The organism is Erythrobacter sp. S267, from assembly GCF_057365045.1.
In genome coordinates this window covers 236,140-259,020 of record NZ_CP200298.1, presented here as the reverse complement: position 1 = coordinate 259,020, position 22,881 = coordinate 236,140, and the positions used below count along the sequence as shown (strand labels likewise).

9 protein-coding genes are annotated in these 22,881 nt (G+C 60.2%); 5 read left to right on the top strand and 4 right to left on the bottom strand.

The window, feature by feature from the left end:
* Window positions 1-23: 23 nt before the first annotated feature.
* Window positions 24-701, bottom strand: coding sequence for a Fe2+-dependent dioxygenase (locus AC0V6X_RS01185; RefSeq protein ID WP_486182762.1), 678 nt, complete (start codon window positions 699-701; stop codon window positions 24-26).
* A gap of 232 nt (window positions 702-933) precedes the next feature.
* Between AC0V6X_RS01185 and AC0V6X_RS01180 the strand changes: the two genes are divergently transcribed.
* Window positions 934-2,988, top strand: a complete 2,055-nt coding sequence (locus AC0V6X_RS01180; protein WP_486182761.1) for a GMC family oxidoreductase N-terminal domain-containing protein — start codon at window positions 934-936, stop codon at window positions 2,986-2,988.
* A gap of 45 nt (window positions 2,989-3,033) precedes the next feature.
* Here AC0V6X_RS01180 and AC0V6X_RS01175 read toward each other — a convergent pair whose 3' ends face one another.
* A complete protein-coding gene (locus AC0V6X_RS01175; RefSeq protein ID WP_486182760.1) occupies window positions 3,034-14,247 on the bottom strand; it encodes a hypothetical protein in 11,214 nt (3,737 codons plus the stop codon).
* 233 nt (window positions 14,248-14,480) lie between these two features.
* Between AC0V6X_RS01175 and AC0V6X_RS01170 the strand changes: the two genes are divergently transcribed.
* From AC0V6X_RS01170 to AC0V6X_RS01155, 4 genes are all read left to right on the top strand, one after another.
* The gene (locus AC0V6X_RS01170; RefSeq protein WP_486182759.1) at window positions 14,481-15,113 is read left to right on the top strand and encodes a response regulator; all 633 of its coding nucleotides are present in this window, start codon (window positions 14,481-14,483) and stop codon (window positions 15,111-15,113) included.
* Between the two features lie 58 nt (window positions 15,114-15,171).
* Window positions 15,172-17,208: a sensor histidine kinase gene (locus AC0V6X_RS01165; protein ID WP_486182758.1), complete on the top strand. Its 2,037-nt coding sequence runs from the start codon at window positions 15,172-15,174 to the stop codon at window positions 17,206-17,208.
* 512 nt (window positions 17,209-17,720) lie between these two features.
* Entirely contained in the window at window positions 17,721-19,019 is a 1,299-nt protein-coding gene (locus tag AC0V6X_RS01160; RefSeq protein WP_486182757.1) for a FecR domain-containing protein, read from the top strand.
* 34 nt (window positions 19,020-19,053) lie between these two features.
* Window positions 19,054-21,219 carry a CHASE2 domain-containing protein gene (locus AC0V6X_RS01155; protein WP_486182756.1) on the top strand — a complete coding sequence of 722 codons (2,166 nt, stop codon included), beginning with the start codon at window positions 19,054-19,056 and terminating at the stop codon, window positions 21,217-21,219.
* A 2-nt stretch (window positions 21,220-21,221) separates the two neighbouring features.
* Here AC0V6X_RS01155 and AC0V6X_RS01150 read toward each other — a convergent pair whose 3' ends face one another.
* Together AC0V6X_RS01150 and AC0V6X_RS01145 are read right to left on the bottom strand one after the other, a co-directional pair.
* Window positions 21,222-21,686 carry a hypothetical protein gene (locus tag AC0V6X_RS01150; protein WP_486182755.1) on the bottom strand — a complete coding sequence of 155 codons (465 nt, stop codon included), beginning with the start codon at window positions 21,684-21,686 and terminating at the stop codon, window positions 21,222-21,224.
* A gap of 78 nt (window positions 21,687-21,764) precedes the next feature.
* Complete coding sequence (locus tag AC0V6X_RS01145; protein ID WP_486182754.1) at window positions 21,765-22,469, bottom strand: response regulator transcription factor; 705 nt, start codon at window positions 22,467-22,469, stop codon at window positions 21,765-21,767.
* Window positions 22,470-22,881 lie beyond the last annotated feature (412 nt).

Here is a 22,881-nt window from a genome sequence, read left to right as displayed (position 1 = left end):
GGATTGTGAGAGGCAATGGCGGGTCACGGCAGGCTCCACATCCGGTTGAGATTGGCAATGGCCTTGTCGAGCTTGAGCAGCCCGCGCGCATCTTGCGGCAGCGACTGACGCAAGGCCGAGCGCGCACTTTCCAGATCGAACAGCAATTCGCGCTGGGTGGGGTCTGCGATCAGGCTCTCAATCCATCCAACGGCGACGGTCCGCTCTCCCCGAGTGACCGGGGTGACTTCATGGATGCTGGAAGAGGGATAAAGAACCAGATGCCCCGCCTGCGCCTTGACACTGGTCGAGTGCGACTGTCCGTGAATGACCAACTCGCCTCCGTCATACTGATCCGGTGGAGTCAGAAACAGGGTGAAGGACAGATCAGAGCGCATCCTTGCATCGCCCTGCCCCATCAGAGCGTTGTCGACATGCGGACCATAGTGATCGCCCACAGCCGTCTTGCTAATCATAATGCGCGAAAAACGCCGCGGACGCGCCGCCATTTTGAGCGCTGGGTTCGAGGTGATGCTAGGCATGATCGCGGCGCGCACGGCCTCGCCAGCCTCGCCGTCCAGCACCGCCTGATTGTTGCGCTTGACCGCCTTTGCAACTGCGCCAGCCGTGCTGCCACCATCGCGCCATTCAAGCGCCTCAACCTTGCGGGTCAATGCGATCAGCGCCTCCGCATCTGGGATAGCGGCGAGTTCCAAAATCATACGACCTGCTCTTTCAACACAGAACAACCCTGTTTGTGAAAGACCCTCGCGCAGGAGCATCGACCAACCCCGTACAAAGTGCAACAGCTTTCGCCATGTTCGCAGAGAGTTAGCAAAGTAGCCGTGGCCCTACGTCGAATGCACCGCTGTGCCCTCAAAGACGCTGATATCGACGAAAGCCTACAATCCGGTCATGCTGATTGCCGGTAGCAAGCCGACAGGGGGTTCTCGCATGATTCAAGCCAAACCGTTCAATCCACTTATCGCTGCGATCTGGAAAAGGTTGGCGGAAACCATGCTGGTTGAACCGCGCGACATGGCGATCACATCACGGCAGGTCGTCGACAATCTCCAGGACATGTTCGCCAATATGGCGGGGCGAACGCCGTTCGAAACCGGACTTTCCGTGCTGGCAACCTGGGTCGTGCTGGGAGGGCCTTTCTGGCACTTCGCACCACGACGGCTTCGCATTTGGCGGATTGAGCGGCGCTTGAAGAACAGCCGCGTCGACATCTTTCAGGACATGGCTCGTGTCAGAGGCATCGTCTATGCTGGCTATTACGGTCATTGGGAGGACGCGGCGAGACCCGATCCCAACGATCCTCACGGCGAAGATGCGAACCGTTCAAATCCAGTGCTGGACTCGATTGGCTTCACCCTGCCGCGCCACCGCGAACGGGCGGGCACACCGGACGATCCAGCGATTGAACAGCACTCCGACAACGACCTGCCAGGCTCGGTATTCGTGAGCGAAGACGCGATACCAGACAGCGTTGAAGTGGTTGTAATTGGCTCGGGCGCAGGCGGCGCGGTGGCGGCGGCTAACCTCGCAGATCAGGGCTATGAGGTGCTGATTGTCGAGGCGGGGGCGTATCTGCCCAGCACTCAGATAAGCCCGCATGAAGCGCGCATGTCATCGGGCCTTTACAAAGACGGCGCAATCCAGACCACGCGAGACCGGGATATTGTGCTGTTCCAAGGCCGCACTGTGGGCGGCTCTACGGTCATCAATAACGGCATTTGCCTGCGGCTTGAGCGCGAAGGCGAAACCCATCCGGACGCTAACAAGGTGCTGGAAACCTGGGCGTCCTTGGGAGCTGGCATTGATGCCGCAGCTCTCGATACGTCCTATACACGCGTCGAGACGCGGCTGGGCGTGCACGAAATTGACCGGCGGCTTGGGCTGAACAACGGGACACGGTTGCTCGAAGGTTGGGAAGCCTATCGCGCGGGTTCAAGCGACCCTTTTGACCAGCGCGCGACCTCAGGATGGTTCCGCAAGAATTGGGGTGCGAAAGGCGAGCATAATGCTTGCATCTCCTGCGGCTATTGCAACACCGGCTGCCCCTATGGTCGCAAGCGCGCCATGCCGGAAAGCTTCCTCCATCACGCCACACTCTTTGCCAATCGAAAGGCACGCATCTTTGCCGGTGGAGAGGTCGCCAAGATCAATTGGGGAGCGCCCGCCGCTGATGGTCGGCGTGTGGCATCATCGGTGCAAATTGTGCTGCCAGACTACCGCGCCAAAACGGTCCGCGTGACCAAGGGTGTAGTTGTCGCTGCAGGTGCTATCGCTTCGACCAATATCCTATCTGCAAGCGGAATTGCGGGAACCGGCAAGGGCATTTCACTCAACATCGCTTGCCCTGTCCCTGCTCTGATGCCCGACCCTGTGAATGCATGGGACGAGGACCAGATGGCGACCTACATCGATCGCGGCGACTTTCTGATCGAGAGCCACTTCCAGCCGCCCATGAGCATGGCGACCCTAGTGCCGGGCTGGTTCGATGAGCACTTCCGTCGCATGCGAAATTACAACCGTTTGGCGTCGGCAGGCGCGCTGTTTCCCGCCGACCGATTGGGTGAGATCAAGAAAGGCAAGCTGAGCTTCAAGTTGCAAGAGAGTGATCTTGCAACCCTGCGCAGGGCGCTATCCGCTCTCACCAAGATCCATTTCGCTGGTGGGGCTGAAGAGGTCTATCCAGCTCTGCTGCATGGCGAAACCCTAGCTCCCGGCATGAGCGACGCGGACATCGACGCCTTCTACCGTGATCACATCCGTGAGCCTGACGATGTGGTGCTGTCATCCAGCCACCCGCATGGCGGGAACGCAATCAACTCTGACCCGGCCAAAGGCGTGGTAGACCTCGACCAGAGGGTTCATGGCACCACTAACGTGCTTGTCACCGACGCCAGCGTCATGCCCAGTTGCATCCGAGTGAACGCTCAGATGACAACCATGGCGATGGCCGACCGGGTCACCTTCGGGCAAAAGGTGTTTGGATAGGCTGGAACGGGAGGGCCAACCCAGCCAAACACGTGCGAGCTGACTTCAGAACGGTACCACGAGGCTGACTTGTGCGCTGCTCGCATCGCGCGTGCTCGATTGCTGAAGCCGGTACGAAACCGCCGCGCGGACCCCGCCTGTGTTGAACAGCTCCAGCCCCGCTTCTCCTTCCAAGACGCTGCGATCGAGCGTCCTTGTCGCCATGAACGGGGCAACGCCGCTCGTATCCAGCGCGAAACGTCCTACGGCCGCGACTGTTGGATCAGACAGGTTGTAGCGCAGTGCCCCTCCGATAAACGGTCGGATACTCCACTCTTCCGACAGGCTGGCGGCGTAGCCCACACGCAGCTGAGGCATGACCCAGCTGTAGGTCCCGCTGCTCTGCTCGATGGAGAGGTTATTGGCTGTTGCTCCGGTTTCGACCGTGTCCCCGCCGCTGAGGCTGGTGATACCGGCGCTCAACAGAGGAAGCACTTCCAGACCGCCGAGATCGAGCTGATGCGACACGTTCAGCTGGGCGCCAAAGGCTGTCACATCGCGTGAACTGCTGGCCGCAACTCCGAAGCCAGGTTGCATCCGGACACTATCAAACCCTGATTGCGTGTAAGTCGCAAAGGCTCCGAACCGGGTTGCGCCCAGATCGTAGGTCGCTCCAATCCCGGCGTGGAACACCGATCCGGTTGCTCCCCAATTGGTGTCGTAGCCGACCATGTCGAGATCGTCATACCCAACACCCAGAGCAAGACTGACCTTGTCTGACACTGCGTAATGCGCCCCGCCAGAGAAGGAGAGGATATCTGCCGTACTGCCCGGCGATCCTGGAACAGGGTCGAGCGTCGCGTCACTCAGATCCGCTTCGACCCAGACACAGGTTGTCTTGTCGGTTGAGACAGAGGCAAAGCCGGTTCCGCCGCAATTGGCGATCTCGCTCGCAAAGTCCTGAGACATGCCGACCGTCAGAACGTCTTGCTGGGCGAAGAAATCGCCGCCCAGCTGAGTGAGCAGATCGGTGTATTCGGCAACTTCCTGCACCGCGATTAGCTGGTTGAAAGTCGGTGCCAAATCGGTAGGCACGCCTTCGGTCTGGACCCGGTCAAGATATTGCCCGAAATCACCCTGATTGCCGAGCGCCTCAGCAGGCGCAAAGGTCATGTCGTAGAGCAGCTCGACAGCCGTCCCGTTTGCTTCAACACCCAGCAGGTTGAACACGACCGAGGAGTCAGCGCGTAGATCGGCACTATCGATGCTGGCTCCGCTGTCTCCTGTGATGATCTGGAACGCTTTCATCCCCGGCGTGAAGTCGGAAATGTTGAGCAGCCGCGCATCGAGCCCTCCTGCCACACTCACGGCGCCGGTTGCGTTGATCGCGTCATGCGTATCATCTGCCAGATCAACCTCGAAAAAGCTGATGCCCGTGTCCGTTTGCGCAAAACCGCCACCTAGCTGGGTCTGCACAATCGTGTCCGTACCGCCCGCTGCCAGAGTTCCGGCATTGGTGAACTGGCTGTCCGGACCGCCCAGGTCAAAGCTTGCCCCGGTCAGAGCGATAGCCCCTTCGCGGTTGTCGAAAGCGTTGATCCCGCCGCCCAGGGCAACACCGCCGATCAGCGTAGCGAAGTTCACAATCCGGTCATCGCCGGTCGTGCCGGTCATGATCAGGCTGTCCAATCCATCGGGGGAGACAACCATTCCGCGATTGATGAAGGTGTTTTGCGCGCCGCCTTCAAAGGCGATGGCAACCCCGTCTTCTCCCACGATGATCGCATTGTCCTCGGTCAACTCGACCGTGATATCGCCGCCACCGTCGGTGCCAAGGCTTTGCGCAAGGACCGCAGTCTCGCCAGCAGAAGTGACGCTGATATTGCCGTTGAGCAACAGGTCGATCGTGCCGCCTGCGCCGGTTCCACCGGCGGTGCCAGCAAACAGACCGGTGACAAGACCGCCCCCGCCGCCCAGCGACTGAGCGACAATGGCTCGCCCGCCAGCGCCTTCGACGATGATGTCGCCGTTGAGGTTGAGCGCGATGGCTCCGCCTGAGCCGCTATTGTCAGCTGACAGCGTAACTTGAGTGGCTGCATCCGCGCCGCTGACGATACCGCCGCCGCCGCCGATGGATTGCAGGACCACACCGTCAGAGCGATCGCCTTGGGTCGCGACCATGCCGTCAATCGTGAACGCAACCGCTCCGCCATCTCCGCTCGCGCCGTCGCTGCCGCCTAGCGTCACGTCAGCGATGTGCACGCCGTCTGTGGCAATCTGACCGCCACCTGCACCGATGGATTGAAGCAGGATCGCTGGCGATGCATCGCCCATCGTCATGTTGTCGCCGCTTTGCGTGATCGCGATGTCGCCGCCATCAAGGCCAGAGCCACCCGCAGCGCCAAGCGTCAGAGCTGCCTCGGGCATATCGCCCACAGCGGCCAGAGTGCGCGCGGTGTCCTGCGACATTGTCGTGCTGGTGGTGTCCTCAGGCACTGGCGCAGCAAAGGCAAACTGCGTGACGCCGCCGCCGCCACCAATGCTCTGCACAAGCAAGCCGACCGAATTGGCGCCCATAGTGCCAATGATGCCTTCATGAACGTGGCTGACATTGCCGCCTGCTGCGTTGGTTTGACCCGTGCCGCCCAGCATCAGTTTGATCGCGCCGATCTGGTCGGCTTGGCCAGTAAAGTCGAGCACCGCGCGGCCGCCGCCGCCACCAACCGATTGCAAGAAGACTGCAGGCGTGTTTACACCGTCCGTGATCGCATTGCCGGCCTGATTGCTGGCAACATCGCCGCCATTCACATTGGAGCTGTCGCGCCCGCCAAGACCCGAAGTCACCGGCAGAGCAACCGCCTGCGGATCATCGACCTCAGCAAAGCTGGCGGTGAGGTCAAATTGGCCTCCACCGCCGCCGACAGACTGCTGGAACAGGCCAGCGCCATTGTCGCCCAGAACCTGCACATTGCCGACCAGATTGAGGGTCACGAGCTCTGCATTCGCATCGCCTTGCCCCGCAGCGCCGCCGAACAAGGTGAGAGCGGGCAGATCGCTAACCGGCTCAATTTCGAGCGCGCCGGGAAGCAAGTCGCCCGACAGGAATCCTGCAATGTCGCTGAGGTCGATCGTAAAGCCGCCTCCGCCGCCATTGATGCTCTCACCAACAACGCCGCGCGCGCCTTCGCCAGAGACGAAAACGTCGCCAAGCTGGTTCACCGTGACACGGCCTCCTTGGCCGCCATCGCCCGGATCAGCGCCCAGCAGGAAGCCGACTGTATTGGCCAGCAGGTTCACGGGCACGTTAACGCGCGGATCAAAGGTTACGCCAAGGCCAAGGCTCATATTGCCCCCACCGCCGCCCAGCGACTGAGCGAAAATGCCGTTGGCATTCGCGCCTGACGTCATGATCGTTCCGCTATTGGTGACCGTGACATCGCCCGCATCATTGCCTTCACCGCCGCCGCCGCCGATGGCGATCAGCGCCTGCCGCGGGAAAGCGCGCTTGGCGTAAAGGTTGCCAGATGACAGGCTGAGCCCGCCATTGCCGCCACCGCCGCCAATGCTCTGTGCGAAGATGCCATGGGCTTCCTCGCCCCGGGTCTCAATCGCCCCGAAGTTGGAGACCACGACATCGCCGCCAATCCCGCCAGAGCCACCAATCCCGCCAATGTTGACTGCCAACTGATAGGCGCTCGAACTGTTGGCGAAATTGCCTGACAGGGTAGAGCCGCCATTGCCGCCTCCGCCGCCAATACTCTGCGCAAAGATGCCGTGGGACTGGTCCCCGGTTGTGAGGATGCTGGCGGAGGTATCGTCGGCCGATCCGTTGGAGACATTGACGCTGCCACCGGAACCGCCGGTGCCGCCTTCGCCACCAATGTTCAGCGCGATCACTGTCGCCGTGTTGGAAGTGTCAGGGCTAAGGTTGGAGAAGTTCCCGCCAAGGCCAGCATTGCCGCCGCCCCCGCCAATGCTCTGCGCAAAGATTGCGGATGCAGCTTCACCCTCGGTCTGGAGGATGCCCAGATTGGTGACTGTCACGGCTCCGCCGTCGGAGCCCGGACCGCCCGTCCCGCCCAGAGCAAAAGCGAGCGAAATGCTGTCTCCGCCGCCCGGCGTGTCGACATTGAACGCGGCTCCAGCATCACCGCCGCCACCGCCAGTGGAGATCGCGCGGATCGCATTTGCGCTATCTCCCTGGGTCAGGATCGTGCCTGCATTGATAACGTTGACCGCACCACCGAACGACCCCGATCCGCCATCGCCGCCAATCTGGACGCCGATAGAGTACTCTCCTTCGGCATCTTCATCGCCGGGAAGCGGCAGCGGGATTTCGGAGAAGCGATCGATGATCGCCGCACCGCCATTGCCGCCACCGCCGCCAATCGACTGCGCATAAATGCCGTGAGCACCCAGTCCTGCAGTTTGGATCGTGGCCGCATTCTCGACCGTGACAATGCCAGAGGACGCGCCAACACCGCCTTCAAGACCCAGCGCAAACTCGACGTTGAACGACTGTGTCGCGCTTTCCTGATTGCTGCCCGATTGCGAAGAGCGGTCGCCTTCGAGGCTGATCGCGATTGTTTCGGAGTTACCTCCACCCCCGCCGATGCTCTGAGCGTGAATGCCATGCGCATCTTCGCCCGAAGTCGCGATAAAGCCCGCTGCGTCGACGGTGACCGCTCCGCCCACGCCGCCCGTGCCGCCGATCCGGCCTATCTGGATTGAGAGCTGTCCCGCATCGTTGAAGTTCTGCGTGTAGGCCTCAGCCGCGTTACCGCCGCCGCCGCCAATGCTTTGCGCCATGATCGCAACCGAGCGAGCGCCCGTCGTGCCAAGGTTTCCATCGTGATTGACGATGACGTTGCCGCCAGCGCTGCCCGCTCCCGGACCGCCGCCGATTTGCAGGTCGAGGGTTTTGGTTCCCGCGGCCTCGCCTGCGCGCACCTCTCGATCGCCGACCAGCGATGCGTTGATATTGACCGCAGCGTTGCCGCCACCGCCGCCGATGCTCTGCGCCATAATTGCGCGAGAATCGTCGCCCGCCAGCGCGATATTGCCTGTGTGATTGACAGTGACTGCGCCGCCATCCGCACCGCTTCCGCCAGCGCCTCCGATGGCCAGTTGCACGTCAAAGCGCGCGCGCAAGCTGCCGGAGAGCAGCAGGTTGCCTCCGGCATTGCCGCCGCCGCCGCCGATGCTTTGTGCAAGCAAGCCGATGGCGTTGTCGCCCGTGACATTGATAACGCTTGCCGCATTGGCGCCGCGATTGACCACGACAGCTCCTGCCGCTCCGCCATCGCCGCCAGATCCGCCAATTCCCAGCGTGAGCGGAGCCCCGCGATTGGTGCCCGCGCCTGCAATGTTGAAGCCGGCATTGCCGCCGCCTCCGCCGATGGATTGCGCAGAGATGCCGCGCCCATTTCCGCGCGCGATGGAGGTGTCATCGCCATCCGCATCGACAAAGATGTCGCCATCGCTGTCGACTGTGACAGAACCGCCAGTGGAGCCATTGCCTCCGCTGCCGCCGACGCCAATCCCAAGGTTGAAGCTTCGCGCGCCGCCTGCGGCTGCTGCGACATTCAGGCCGCCATTGCCACCGCCGCCGCCAACGCTTTGGGCATCGATGCCTGAGCTGCCTGCTCCTGAGACCGAGATGATGCCTGCATGTGACGCGGTGACGCTGCCGCCCGCGCTGCCATCGCCGCCCGATCCGCCCAGACCAAAGGCAAGCGCGGGCACACTGGTCGCGCCGCTGATGCCGATCCCACCAGAGATATTGGTGCCGCCATTGCCGCCTCCGCCGCCAACGCTTTGTGCGCGCAAGCCCGCTGCGGAAAGGCCAGACGCCATCATGTCGCCTTCGACAAGGACGGTTACCTCGCCGCCCTCCCCGCCTGCGCTGCCAAACCCGCCAACGCCAACGCTGAGCGTGCCGTTCATGGCAATGCCGCCAGCAATGTTGAGCGCTCCGTCGCCGCCGCCGCCGCCAATGCTCTGCCCGGTCACAGCCGACATCGCATCGCCAGTGCCTGCAAACATATCTCCGCGCGCGGTCACGTTGACTGTGCCGCCATCGCCGCCGCCAGCGCCGAAGCCACCGATCCCAACAGAGAGCGACTTCGCGCCTCCGCCGCCCAGAGCGATGCCGCCTGAGATGTTGATACCGCCGGTTCCGCCTGCTCCGCCAACGCTTTGCGCAAAGACACCGTGCGAGCCGCCGGCACGAAGGTTCAGAAGGAGGCCGCCTACGCCAAAGTCGAAAGCGTCAGCGCTGTCGAGGAAGCCGGTCGCCACCGCGCTGCCGTTGATGTCTGTTGTGACCTCTCCGCCATTGCCAGCCGAGGAACCAAAGCCACCAATGCCAACGGCTCCTGAGTAAGATCCCGTGCCGCCAAAAGTCAGCCCAGCGGCAATATTCGCGCCGCCATTGCCGCCCCCGCCACCGATGCTCTGCACGGTGATCGCGTTGGAAAGTGCGCCGCGAGTGACCGTGTCGCCAATGCGAGTAAGGGTCGCACCTGCACCATTGCCTCCACTGCCGCCAAAGCCGCCAATGCCCACGCTCGGCCCGATGGCGGTGCTGCTGGAAAGCGCCACCGCGCCAGAGACGTTGAGCGCGCCATTGCCGCCTCCGCCGCCAAGGCTCTGCACCAGGACGCCTGCGGATTCCTCGCCCGAGGTTTGGACAAGGCCTTCGACATCGGCATTTGCCGAGCCGCCTGTGCCGCCCGTGCCGCCAAAGCCACCAACGCCCACTGCCAGAGAGCCCGTGCCAGCGCTTGATGCTGAGAGATTTCCGGTGACGTTCAGGCCGCCATTACCGCCGCCTCCACCAAGCGATTGTGCGATCACACCAGCGGATTGATCGCCAGTGGTAAGGACCATGCCATCCAGATTGAGCGTGGCGCTGCCACCCGCTCCGCCGCCGCCGCCTTTGCCGCCCACGCCTACGCCGATCGAGCCGGAGAAGCCGGTTGAAAGCGTCACGCCGCCGGTCACGTTGAGGCCGCCATTGCCGCCTCCGCCGCCAAGACTTTGCACCAACACTGCGGTGGAGTCAGAACCCAGCGTTTGCGTGTCGCCGGTCACGGTCAGTGATGCAGCGCCGCCTGATCCGCCAGTGCCGCCTGATCCGCCGATACCGACCCCCAGATTGCCGCCCAAAGACGTGAGTGTGAGCCCAGCGCTGACATTGATCGCGCCGTTACCGCCGCTGCCTCCGATGCTTTGCGCGATGATCGCCTCGGCATTCTCGCCGCTGGTAATGGTCGTGCCGTTGATTGTCGCAGCGACCGTTCCGCCTGTGCCCGCGCTGCCGCCGCTGCCGCCAATGCCAACCGAGATCGTGCCTGCACCTGTGCCAGCCGCGCTAATACCGCCAGAGACATTCAGAGCGCCATTACCGCCCCCGCCGCCCAGTGATTGCGCAAGAAACGCGGTCGAGCCTTGGCCGGTGGTCTCGATATCGCCATCCACACTTGCTGTGACAGCGCCGCCATTACCTCCGCTGCCGCCAGCACCGCCGATGCCGACATTGATGCCGAGGCCAAAAGAACCTCCCGCGGCGATCGTGCCTGAGACATTGAGGCCGCCATTACCGCCGCCTCCGCCAACGCTCTGCGTCAGGATAGCGCTGGCGAAATCACCCATGGTCAGGACGTTGCCCGTCAGCGCGCTGTTCGCGGTGCCGCCTGAGCCTGCGCCGCCTCCACCGCCACCGACGCCCACGGCGATACCGCCAGAGCCGCCGCCGCCAATGGTTATCGTGCCGCTGACATTGAGGCCGCCTGTACCGCCGCTTCCGCCAACCGATTGCGTGACCAGAGCCGTCGCAAAGTCTCCCGTCGTGGCAGCATCGCCAGTGATATCGCTATCTACAAGGCCGCCATTGCCGCCATTGCCGCCAATACCGCCGACGCCCACTGCGACGCTGCCATTGACCGCACCCGAAGCGGTTACACCCGCGCTAACGTTGAAGCCGCCATTGCCGCCGCCGCCGCCAACGCTTTGCGCCAATTGAGCGTGAGAGAATGCGCCCTCGGTCAGCAGATCGCCCGCATAGTTGATCCGCACTTCGCCGCCAGTGCCACCGCTGCCGCCAGAGCCGCCCACGCCGACAGGGATCGCAACCGCAAAGGAATCGCTCCCGGCCAATGCTGCCGAGATGCTGAAGCCGCCATTGCCGCCGCCGCCGCCAACGCTTTGTGCGAGCAATGCGTGAGAAAATGCACCGCTGGTGCCGCTAAACCCTCCTGCATCCAGATTGACGACGCCGCCCGCTCCGCCAGAGCCGCCGGAGCCGCCCACCGCGACCGAGACAGAGCCGGAGATGCCCGCTCCACCTGATGCGGCGGCGGAGATCGCGCTCCCCCCATTGCCGCCTCCGCCGCCAACGCTTTGAGCCAGAATACCGTGAGAGAAACTGCCATCTGTAAGGATGATGTGATCGCCCAGCACGTTGACACTGCCGCCAGTGCCACCGCCTCCTGAAGTGCCTCCGATTGAAACCGATACGCCGACGAATGCGCCCACTGTACCTTGGACCGACGCGCCGCCATTGCCGCCGCCTCCGCCAACGCTTTGGGCAAAGATGCCGTTGGAGAAATCGCCCATTGTGCGGATCAAGGGCAGAAGGTCGCGGTCAACGCCGTCAATCGTCTCAGTCGAGCTTTCACCTGTGACAGTGACTGTCCCGCCATTGCCGCCGCCCGATCCGCGTCCCCCTATAGCGACGCCAACAAAGGCCGATCCAGAGGTCGCTTGACCGCCTTCACCACCGCCGCCGCCGACACTTTGAGCGAAGATGCCGTTGGAGAAGTCTCCGGTGGTCTCCAATTGGCCGCGATTGGTGATGTTCACTGTGCCAGCGCTGCCTGCGCCGCTACCTCTGCCCCCAATTACGACCAGTACGCCACCAGATGAGCCACCGGTTCCGCCGCCACCGCCGATGCTTTGTCCTTGCACAGAGTTTGAGAACACGCCCTCGGTTGCGACCAATCCGCTATTGGCGATGCTCACCGTGCTGCCAGTGCCCCCGCGTGAGGATGCTCCACCGATACTGACAAGACCGCCCGACGCCCCGCCAGCGCCGCCGCCGCCACCAATGCTCTGCGCCAGAATACCGCGCGAGAACGCGCCTTGCGTCTCAATCCGGCCACCATTGCTAATGGTGACTCTTGAGCCGCTGCCCGCCCGCGATCCACTACCGCCGACAGAAACCAAGCCGCCCGAGGATGCACCATTGCCGCCTCCGCCGCCGATGGATTGAGCCAGAATACCATCGGAGGAAGCGCCCGACGTCTGGATCAGGCCGTTCGTCCCCATTGTGACGGTTACGGTGCTGCCATTGCCTGCACCGGAGCCACTTCCGCCGATGCCAACGACGCCTCCAGCGCTCGCCCCATCACCGCCGCCGCCGCCAATGGATTGCGCAAGGATCGCTTTGGAATCGTCTCCACTGGTCAAAATCGTTGCATCATTCGTGATGCCAACAGTGCTCGCCGATCCGCCACTGCCGCCCGACCCACCGATTGCGACAACGCCACCGGCAGAACCGCCGCTTCCCCCGCCGCCGCCAAGCGATTGTGCCAGCACGCCGTGGGCCGCGTCTCCTTGGGTTGAGATCAAAGCTCCTGAACTGTTGAAGAAGGTAACGCCGCCACCTGATCCGCCGCCGGAGCCACGAGAGCCAATCGAAACGACTCCGCCTGCGATACCGCCAGAGCCGCCTCCTCCACCAACCGATTGCGCCAAAACGCCATGCGAGCGGTCACCAGAGGTCAGAATTGATCCCCCGATGTTGAAGGTAGAGACAATGCCGCCATTGCTGCCGGAGCCACCTGACGCACCAATGGCAACAAATCCGCCGGAATTGCCGGAATCGCCCCCGCCGCCGCCAAGACTCTGAGCGAGCATCCCGACTGCATTGACACCTTCAGTGACAATCAAGCCGCGATTGTCGAGCTCAACAAAGCCACCGTTGCCGCCAGCCGCCGCAGAACCGGCGAAGGAGACAAGGCCGGTTGCGTCACCGCCTCCGCCACCCGAACCGCCGATGGATTGGCCCAGAATGCCATGGGCGTTGTCGCCAAAGGTGAAGATTGCGCCTAAATTCGTGGCTTGGGCCGTGCTGCCATTTGCTCCGCGGCCTGCATCCCCTGCCTCGGAATCGAACGACAGATCTGCGTCACCGCCCGAACCGCCTGTGCCCGCACGACTGCGAACATAAATGCCGTGACTGGATCGTCCATAGGTCGTGATATTGCCAGTAGCTGTGTTAATCACAGCTACTCTTCCGCCCACACCGGCAGTCCCGCCATTGCCTGCGTTAGAGGTGAAGCCAAAGGCGCCATCGCCACCGCGACCGCCATTGCCGCCAGTGCTGGAGACGATAATCCCGAAAAGGCCGTTCTCCGAAAGCGCGATAGTGCCTGAATTGGTGAAGGTAAAAGCTGGCCCCACAGCACCTGATCCGCCATTGCGGCCCGCACTCGTAAAGCCAAGGAAAGAGCCTCCGTCGCCTCCATCGCCTCCATCGCCGCCATTGGCATAGACCGCGACGCCCGACAATCGACCGAATATGCCACCATCTGAAGTGATGTTGGCTAACGATGTCCGAATTACTGGAGTGCGCGTGTTCCCGGTCGATCCGGGAGAAGGAGTGTTGAGGTTGCCGATACTCGCATCCTCGCCGTTGGCGCCATCGCCGCCATTGCGGGACACAGAGACACGATTGACGGTCGCGGATGGCCTAGGCAGCGGCGTCGCTGTCAGACTGGAGCCTGCATCTGGCGTCGCATCGCGGACGACCTGCCCCGACACTTCGCGCGCGACGGAGATCGTGCGCCCGTCGCTCAGCGTGACCGTTTCTGGAAGGCCGGTGGTGGCGTTGTTGGTGACCGCCGTGACGTCAAGGAACTGGCTCGCATCATTGGGATCAGGAACCATTGCGCCGACCTGCGGGTCGATCAGGACCAGGCGGTAATCTTCAACCAGCACCGCGCCATCGAACACCGCGATAATCGTCAGCGCGTCACCGGTAGCGGGGTCTTGTACCGTGTCGCCGACACCCGCCTGCGCATCAGTCGTCTGGGCGTGAGCGATCTCCGGAGCGGTCAGCGTCAGCAAGGGCACAGCTGCCAGAGCCGCTGCGCCCAGAATGGATCGCGTCACATGCGATGTGCGGGTGAACAATTCGGCCTTCAGACTGCACTTTGACCGCTTGCCGGTCTTGCCTTGCTTGCCAGTGCGTTTTGCCTGAAGAATGCTCGCCATCTTAAAACCCCCAATTGTCAAACGCGGCTGAAAATCCGCGACATTGAGCGAGGGTTTATGAGGGCTCCTACGTAGGAGCTATCGGGTGAATACCCCATTTTCCATGCACTTCGTTGACTCTGCGACGGGAGCAGCAGCGCCCAGCATTCACAACGAATTGGTGGACCTTTGCAGGCACTTGAACCTATGCTTGTTTCGAAGCGGGGGGCAATGCCGCAACAACAGGGGGCTTTTTGTCACAACATCGCATTCTGATTTGCGACGATCATGAATTCGTCCGCCAAGGCCTGCGCGAACAGTTCAAAGCCGTCGAAGGCTGGGAAGTGGTTGGCGAAGCTAGCGACGGGATGGAGGCGATTGGGACGGCCAAGACGCTCAAGCCTGATCTGATAATCTTGGACGCCGCCATGCCCTATGCCCGCGGGATCGAGGTTTACACCGAAGTCAAACGCTGGCTGCCCGATGTGAAGGTCGCAGTGCTCACCGGCTTCACATCCTCCCAATTGCTGGCGAGCTGGGTCGATGCGGGGGTTGAAGGGCTGTTCCTGAAAAGCGAGCCGTCTGAAGAGATGATCAAGGGCCTTGAAACGATCCTTTCAGGGGGCCGATACATCTCGCTTGAAGCAGCCAAGATCCTTGAAAGCGCGACCGAGCGCCAACCCCTGACTGCGCGTGAGCGCGAAGTTCTGTCACTGATCACGCAGGGCAACACTAATCCCGAGATCGCCGACCGCCTCAGCATCAGCGTTAAAACGGTGGAGAAACATCGCGGAAGCCTGATGGCAAAGCTGAATGTGCGCTCTATTTCGGGCTTGATGATTTATGCGCTGCGTCAGGGTCTGCTCGACGAATTTCAGCAGCTGTGATGATGAACGGGTTGCTCACCCCATATCCACAGCCCTCTGGCAGCTTTATCGTTGCAGGATGAGTGAGCCTCGCCGTCAGAGCCTTTTGACAGCGCTGCAGCGCGCGATTTCCGCCGCGCTGCTTGCTCTGTTCTGCCTGGGTCTAATCGCCACATACGGCTCTCCCGTCAGAGCGCAAAGCGCACCCACCATTGACCTAGAGCGCGGTCAGTTTCTGGTTGAACCTGCGAGAGGTAAGGCACGCTACTTCCTCGATTATTCGCGCGAGCTTAGCGTGAATGAGATTGCCGGGCGGCTTGATGAATTCTCGCTTGTGACGACCAAGAATCTGGGTTTTGAAGCTGTTCAACCGGGGGAGCCTGATGTCTGGTTTCACTTTCGTGTCACCAACGCCTCAGACATAGCTGGCGAATGGGTCATCGATACAGGCCGACCGGTTGGAACGATAGATCTGCGCGGCTATCAGCTGGATCAGTCAGGCGCGGCGGTCCTGATCTTTCGCTGCGACGAAGAGCTATGCCCGCGCAATTCCATCAGCCCCTATGTCGCGAGTAGAATTTCGCTTCAGCCGGGAGAGATCGCGGATATCCTGGTCCGTCAAGCGCCGCGCTTCAGCTCTCAGTCGCCAATCAGCATTTCAACGCCCGAAGCCTTTGCCACATGGCTCAACGAACGCAATTCGTGGCAGTGGATGATGAACGGAATCTGGTTCACAATCATCGTCATTGCATTGGTCATGGGCAATGTCATCGGCTGGCGTTTGGCGGGAGCCTATGCCGCCTATGGCATAACGGGCTTCTTTCTTGTGGGCCTTGCCGAAGGCAGCATGCCAATCATTCCGGATGGCGCCTTCATCCCCTTTGCCGAAGATTTCGGGCTGCAAGTAGGGCTGATCTTCCAAGTCCTGTTCTGCCGCGAGTTCTTCGAAACGCGCCAGAACTTTCCCAAAAGTGACGCTGTTCTGAAATTTATCCTTCTTGCTTCGGTGTTCACACTCATTCCCATAGCGCTTTATCCGGGGATGACAGGAAGGCTCATTACGCAGGTCTTGGTAGTGTTAATGCTGGGGCTTCAAGCAAGCATAGCAATCCGCGCGGCCCGCAGTGGTTGGCACGGATCAATTCCTGTGTTGCTGGGCACAGCCACGATTCTCGCAAGCGGGTTTTTCGATCAGATCAACAAGTTGATTGCCGGAGCAACGGACCGGCATTTTTCGCTTGATCTGATTCACTCAGCGTTCCTCGCTGAAAGCGTCTTTTTCGCGATCGCTATCGTGCTCAAAGTGTTCCTCCTGCAACGCGACCGCGATGTGGCGCTGAAGCAGCAATTGGCCGCAGCGCAGGAATCGCTGCGCCTCAGCCGCGATCTGGAGACCAGCCGTTTGCGCTTTGATCGGGCACGGCGCGATGCCGAGCACTCACGGCGCGAAATCGCTGCAATGGGACACGATCTGATGCAGCCGCTGGGCGCATTGCGCAATGCGATCGACAATCGGCAGCACATGGATGCCGATGAAGAGAAACGGCTGAAGGCGGCGCTCACTCTAATTGAGGGGATTGCGAGGCGTGACGATGCGGCTCCGGGCGACGATCCGTCTCTCGCCGGCGCGCCGCAATCAATTGGTGAAGCAGAGACCTTCCCAATCCAGATCGTGCTAGAGAACATACTGCGCATGTTTGCTGAAGATGCCGCTACCAAGGGATGTGTTTTGAGCTGCGTACCCTGCTCGCAAAATGTGACAGCCAATCCCATCGCCGTAATGAGAATGGCGAGCAATCTGGTGGTCAACGCGATAAACCACTCTAACGCTGATAGCATCTTGGTTGGCTGCCGTCGCATTGAGAGCAAGCTGCGGTTAGACGTCTACGACAACGGGTGTGGAATGACTGAACAAGCCCTGTCCAATGCCTTGGAAAGCGGACAGCGCCGCGACGGGGCCGATGGACAGGGGCTCGGCCTCAACATCGTTCAGACATTGTGCGATCAAAGCAGTATGAAGTTCACAGCCTGCTCACAGCCGAACAGGGGAACTCTCTTCTCGATCTGGATACCTTCGGCAGCGAAGGCCTGCAAAGTCCGTGGCTCTCGCCCGTAAGTTCTCACTATGTGATAAATGATGCGGGATTGGAACTCATAGTACAAGAAATTGCCAAGGGAGACTTGTCCAGCACCTTAGGCGCCAGCCTCCGCAAAAGCGCGTCGCTGCGCAACAACCTTTTACAAGGGTTAGATTGATCGCGGCCCGTCATTAGGTAAAACTTCGTATTGAGGTTGGCTCAGCTAAACAGTGCCGCGCGCGCGGATTGTCGCGCAGGTCTTCAGAGCGGAACGCGGGGCGCTCTGCTCTCTGAAGTCAGCTGACCAAATACAGAGTTTGCGATAGAGCCTGGGGCGCTGAAACATGAGGCAGCACAAGCGTCCCGGGTTCTTGTTACGAAGAGGCCGGCGGGCTTCTGACCATCAGGCACACCAACGTCCTTGCCAAGTATTTCGAGGCTTGCTTTCATATGCACGGGCCAAGGCAACGCGAAGCAACCGAAACCAAGTGGCCGTGAGAATTGTTAACAATTTTAAGCGTTTGCCAGAGATGTAACGACGGGGACCACAATGAGTATTCGCTGGCTAAACGCATTCTTCGCACTCGCACTTGCTGTGTGCAGCGTGCAATCTCATGCTGCAGGTGATGATGCCATTAGGTACTCAGTCAAGCCGAACGATACGCTATACGAATTGGCTTTAGACTATTTTGTGGATCTCGCTGCGGCGCGAAAGGTGCAGGAGCTAAACAGGATATCCAATCCTCGCCGACTCCAAATCGGTAGCGAGCTTGTCATCCCAAGATCGCTCTTAAAACACCGCCCAGTTCGATTGGTGTTGCAGAGCTTTTCGGGCGATGTCAGCCTTTCTAGGGGCACAGCCGCATTGCAGCCTCGACTTGGGCTCGAGCTGGGCGAAGGCACACAAATATCCACCGGATCGAACAGTTTTGTCTCCATTTCCGGAGATGGCGCGGCCCGCATTGCAATCCCTTCAAACTCGCGCGCGATCATTGTCGATGCCCGGCGCTATTTGATCAGCGATGAGATCGATGTGGAACTCAGGGTGTTGCAAGGCCGCGGCGAGTTTGTCGCGCCGGAGGTCGTTGGCAATGGCAGATACCGGGTTGGGACGCCGGTAACGGTGACCGCGGTGCGCGGAACTGAGTTCAGAGTCGCCTTCGATGAAGGTCAAAACGTTGGCCTGTCGGAAGTGATTGAAGGGTCAGTCAACGTCGCCAGCGGCGCAGGCGATGTCGATACGGCTGCTGGGTTTGGGATATCAGCCACAAGCGAAGGGTTAGGCGAAGTTGAAGCGCTTCTGCCTGGACCGGAGCTGCTTAACCACGGCACAATCAAGGTCGATGAACAGGTTAGTTTCGGCATCGATCCGGTCGATGGGGCGGCTGGTTACCGTACGCAAATATCCCCGGATGGCGGCTTTGAGGAAGTGATTGCCGAGGTAGTGGGCGCTAGCATTGAACCTTCGTTCGAGAACATTCCGGATGGTCGATACTTCGTTGGCTTGCGCAGCATTTCGCCGTCAGGGCTCGAAGGGGCGGCACGGATATATTCGTTTCGCCGCAAGCAGATTTCCGTCGAGGCAAAAGTCGAACGCTCGGAGCTTGCGGACGCGTTCAAGTTTTCCTGGAACCGGATGGCGGAACCAGAGATCACCTATGCATTTCAGCTTTGGTCTGCTGATCAACCCGGTGTTCTGATCGTGGATGAGTTGGCCCTGACACAAAATACACTCCTGGTTTCCAACCTCTCTTCAGGCAAATACCGCTGGAGGGTCGCAAGCCTCGTCATTGATGAAGGCGATGTCATAAAAACCTGGGGTCCAGTTCTGGAGTTCTCCGCCGACTAGTAGCGCTCGGCGATACATCGCGCTAATATCTAGCATGAAGAAAAGTCGCCTCTTCATCGAATGGAGCGTGTTGCTCTTAGCCACGCTTCTGCTGGTAGCAGGCGCTTGGCAACAGCAATGGACCCAGCGCCTCGATGCGACGTGGCTTGATTTCTCGTCAAGGCTGATGCCGAACGATGCATCGGAAGACATTGTGGTGGTCGCGATTGATGATCGCAGCCTTGCTGAGGTTGGCAATTGGCCATGGGACAGAGCCAAGCACGCGGACCTTGTCGATAAGCTGGCCTCAGATGATCCTGCTCTCATCGTGTTCGACATCTTGTTCCTTGAGCCAGCAGGTGAGCCCGGCGACACGCAACTTACCAGCGCCATAGAGCGAGCTGGCAAGGTCGTACTGCCTTATACATTTGGCCCCGCCCCCGGAACAATCGGAGAGCTCCAACCGATTTATCCTTACCCAAACTTCGCGTCTGCTGCGACAGCCACTGGACATGCGGCGGTCATCCCGGATCCAGACGGGGTGGTACGCCGTTTCGACCTGGAATTTGAAGCGAGCGGTCAATCGTACAGCCACTTGGCCAAAGTCGCCCACCTTGCCTCAGGCGGAAGCAGTGAGGATATCACTGGCGAGATCGTCCCGATGCTGCCTTCCGGTTCGTTTCGAACAATCTCTGCCGCCGACATCATAGCGCAGCGGGTCAGCGGAGACTTCATCGAAGGCAAGCTGGTTTTGATAGGATCGACCGCGCAGGGCCTGGGAGATCGCTATGCGGTTTCTGCCTATGGCGGCCGGATTATGCCTGGTGTCGAGATTCAGGCCAATCTGCTCAATGCCATTGTAGAACGCCGCATGATCCGTGAGGCGCCCGCAGGACTTGTGGCACCACTCTTGATCCTGCCCATCCTGTTGCTTTTCCTCTGTTTCTGGCGCGCCTCTCCAAATCGAACGCTCGGCATAGCGCTCGCGCTCATTTTTGGGCTCATCTTGCTGTCGCTGGGATCTGTCGTGGTCTTGAAGCTATCATTCCCGGTATTCCCCGCCGTGGTCGGCCTTTTGCTCGCCTATCCGATTTGGGGGTGGAGACGCCTCAGCGCGGTCAGTCGCTTCCTGGAACGCGAAGCTCATACTCTGACGGACCTTGTGACCCTGCCTGGCAGTGAGCCCAAACTGGGCTTCGACACGGTGGCACGCCAAGTCTCCGCCGTTCGCGGATTGATGGGCGAGACGAGAGAGCGCCTGTCATTCTTGCGCTACACATTTGCCGCTTCTCCTGATGCAATCCTGGTCTTCGATGCAACTGGCGGGTTGGTCATGCTCAACGCGCGAGCCGAAGCCCTGTTTGGGAGCGAGGAAAGCATTGTGGGGCAATCGTTTCCTGAGCTCGTGTCGGCAATAGACGCCAATTTGAGCAGCAACTCAGAAGAGCTTGCGCTGAAAGATACACGCACCTTTTTGGTCGCACGGTCAAAGGTCGCGATGCTCGACGGGCACGAAGTCATCTCGCTTCGAGACATATCGATCCTGCGCGAAAAGGAACGACAAAGACGTGAAGCGCTAGAGTTCCTATCGCACGACATGCGCACTCCCCAGGCCGCGATTGTTGGGCTTACAGGCTCGGCGGGACAGGCGCTTGCCAATGAAGAGCGATTGACCAGGATTGGCAGGTTGGCGCGGCGAACGCTCAAATTAGCGGATGATTTCGTCCAGATCGCAAGGCTGGAACATGACGGTATCAAACCGCAGGATTGTGACCTTTGCGCTCAGCTGCTGGAGGCGGTTGACAGAGCCTATGCGGCTGCGAGCCGAAAGGGCATAGCAATCCTCAGCACCATCCCCGAGGAGCCGGAATTCTGCCAGATCGAGCCGTCATCCATGGCAAGGGCGATCGACAACCTGCTCGACAATGCCATCAAGTTCTCGCCGGAGGGTGGCAAAGTCCGCTTATCGCTAGAAAGGATCGGCGGTACTCATTTGCAGATTGAGGTAGAAGACTTTGGCCCGGGTCTCTCCAAAGACCGATTGGAAGACACTTTCGCGCGGTTTGGCTCTCGTCAGTCCAGCTCTGGTGTAAGCGCGGGGCTGGGGCTTGCCTACGTAAAGCGGGTCATTGACGAACATGGAGCCCAGATTTCGGCGCGATCCATCGCTGGTGAGGGTACTTGCTTTCAGATTATCTTGAACGCGAACCCGTCAAGCTGAAGTCAGCGCGCTAGCACATTGTCGATTAGCTGCTGCGCGACTTCGTCATGATCTGCGGTATCGCCGTCGCAGATCGTCGCTTGCACAGTACTGGAGCTCCGCAACTCCCCGCTGTCCTTTTCAAACAGAGCAAGCGAAGCACGCACGCGCACTGTCTTGCAGCGGTCATACCAACGCGATGTTCGCGTATCGGTCATTGGCACCGCCTCACTGTCAGAATTGTCTGACTGGTTCGCGTAGATGCCGATCGAGCTTGGGCTGGCTGAATAGGACATTTGAGCCAGTATGTTGGCATCGGACGTGACAGAAACATCTCGCCGACCAAGCTCTTGCACAAGTGCCATGCGAAGTTGGCTGGCCTCAGTCTGCTCGGCCTCGGGCTCAGGAAAGTCGACTTCAGAAACCGCAGCGACGCGCGTGCCGTTGATCTGTGTTGTCGCAAGGGGCGACGTGACAGCACACCCCATCAAGCACGCACAGCTTCCAAGCTGGAGGATGCGAGCAATCGCGACATGCAAGTTGAGGAACCTAGCCACGCCTGCTGGTTACTCCGATGCGAAATCCGGTTCAATGTACTTGTCCATCCGGTAGCCGAAACCGAACACCGTTCGCACAACAAAGCCATTGCCCGGTTGCAATTCTAGTTTGGATCTCAAGCGTGAAATGTGGACGTCTATGGTACGCGTTTCGAGGTCCACTTCCCCGCCCCATACTCTTGAGAACAAATATCGCCTCGACAGCGGTTTATCGATATTCTGGAACAACAGGTCGGCAAGGTCGAATTCCTTTGCTGTCAATGTGATTTCCTTGTCGGAGAATGTCACCGTCCTTGCCTTGCGGTCAAGCTTGTATTTGCCGAACTGCACGTGAGGCTCGATCTCTTTGCCGCCAAATCTGCGACCCGCAGCCTGAAGCCGGGCGCGGATGATCTCATCTTCCTCGGGCTTGATAATGTAGTCGACGGCACCGGCCTCAAGAGCTCTAACCACGTCGTCTGTCTCGCTGCGACTTGTGACCATGATGAAGGGAGGCGGGCTCTCCATGTTCTCATTGGCCCACTGCAAAACCGCCAACCCGTCGAGCCCAGGCATGTTCCAATCCAGCAGAACAACATCATATGTTTCCCGCTTAAGGGCGTTTTGCAGGCTTACCCCATCACGGAACGCGTCCACATGATGTCCTGCGCGCACAACAATTCCAGCGACTTGGTCGCGCAATTCTTGCTCATCATCAGCCAGAGCGACACGCATCTTAGGTTCCCTGTTCCCTTCTTCGCTCGGCTGCCAATACGCTCATTATATTGCCTGTCCAATCCGTCGGGACGAGCGATGGCAGCAATGTAAGATCATTCTGGCGCTTAGGCCCAAACAAGCGTGGTGCGATTTTTGAACGTCCGTTTGTCAAAACGTCTCTCAATAGGCGCCCACTCAGGCTCTGTTTTGGATGCAAAAGGGGTGATCACAATCCAATCCGGAGTCTGAGTGGGCTAAGCGCTGAAACCCTTCTCAATATCGATGTCACAAAATTCCCATGACACGGCTTGGCGACGCGCTAGGCGAAAAGCTGGGTAGGCAGCGCGCACTCAACCTCTCAAGAATCACCAACACCTGGTCTGCGTCAAACTGAGCTCTGCCGTTACTCATCGGGCCCCTTCACGAAAAA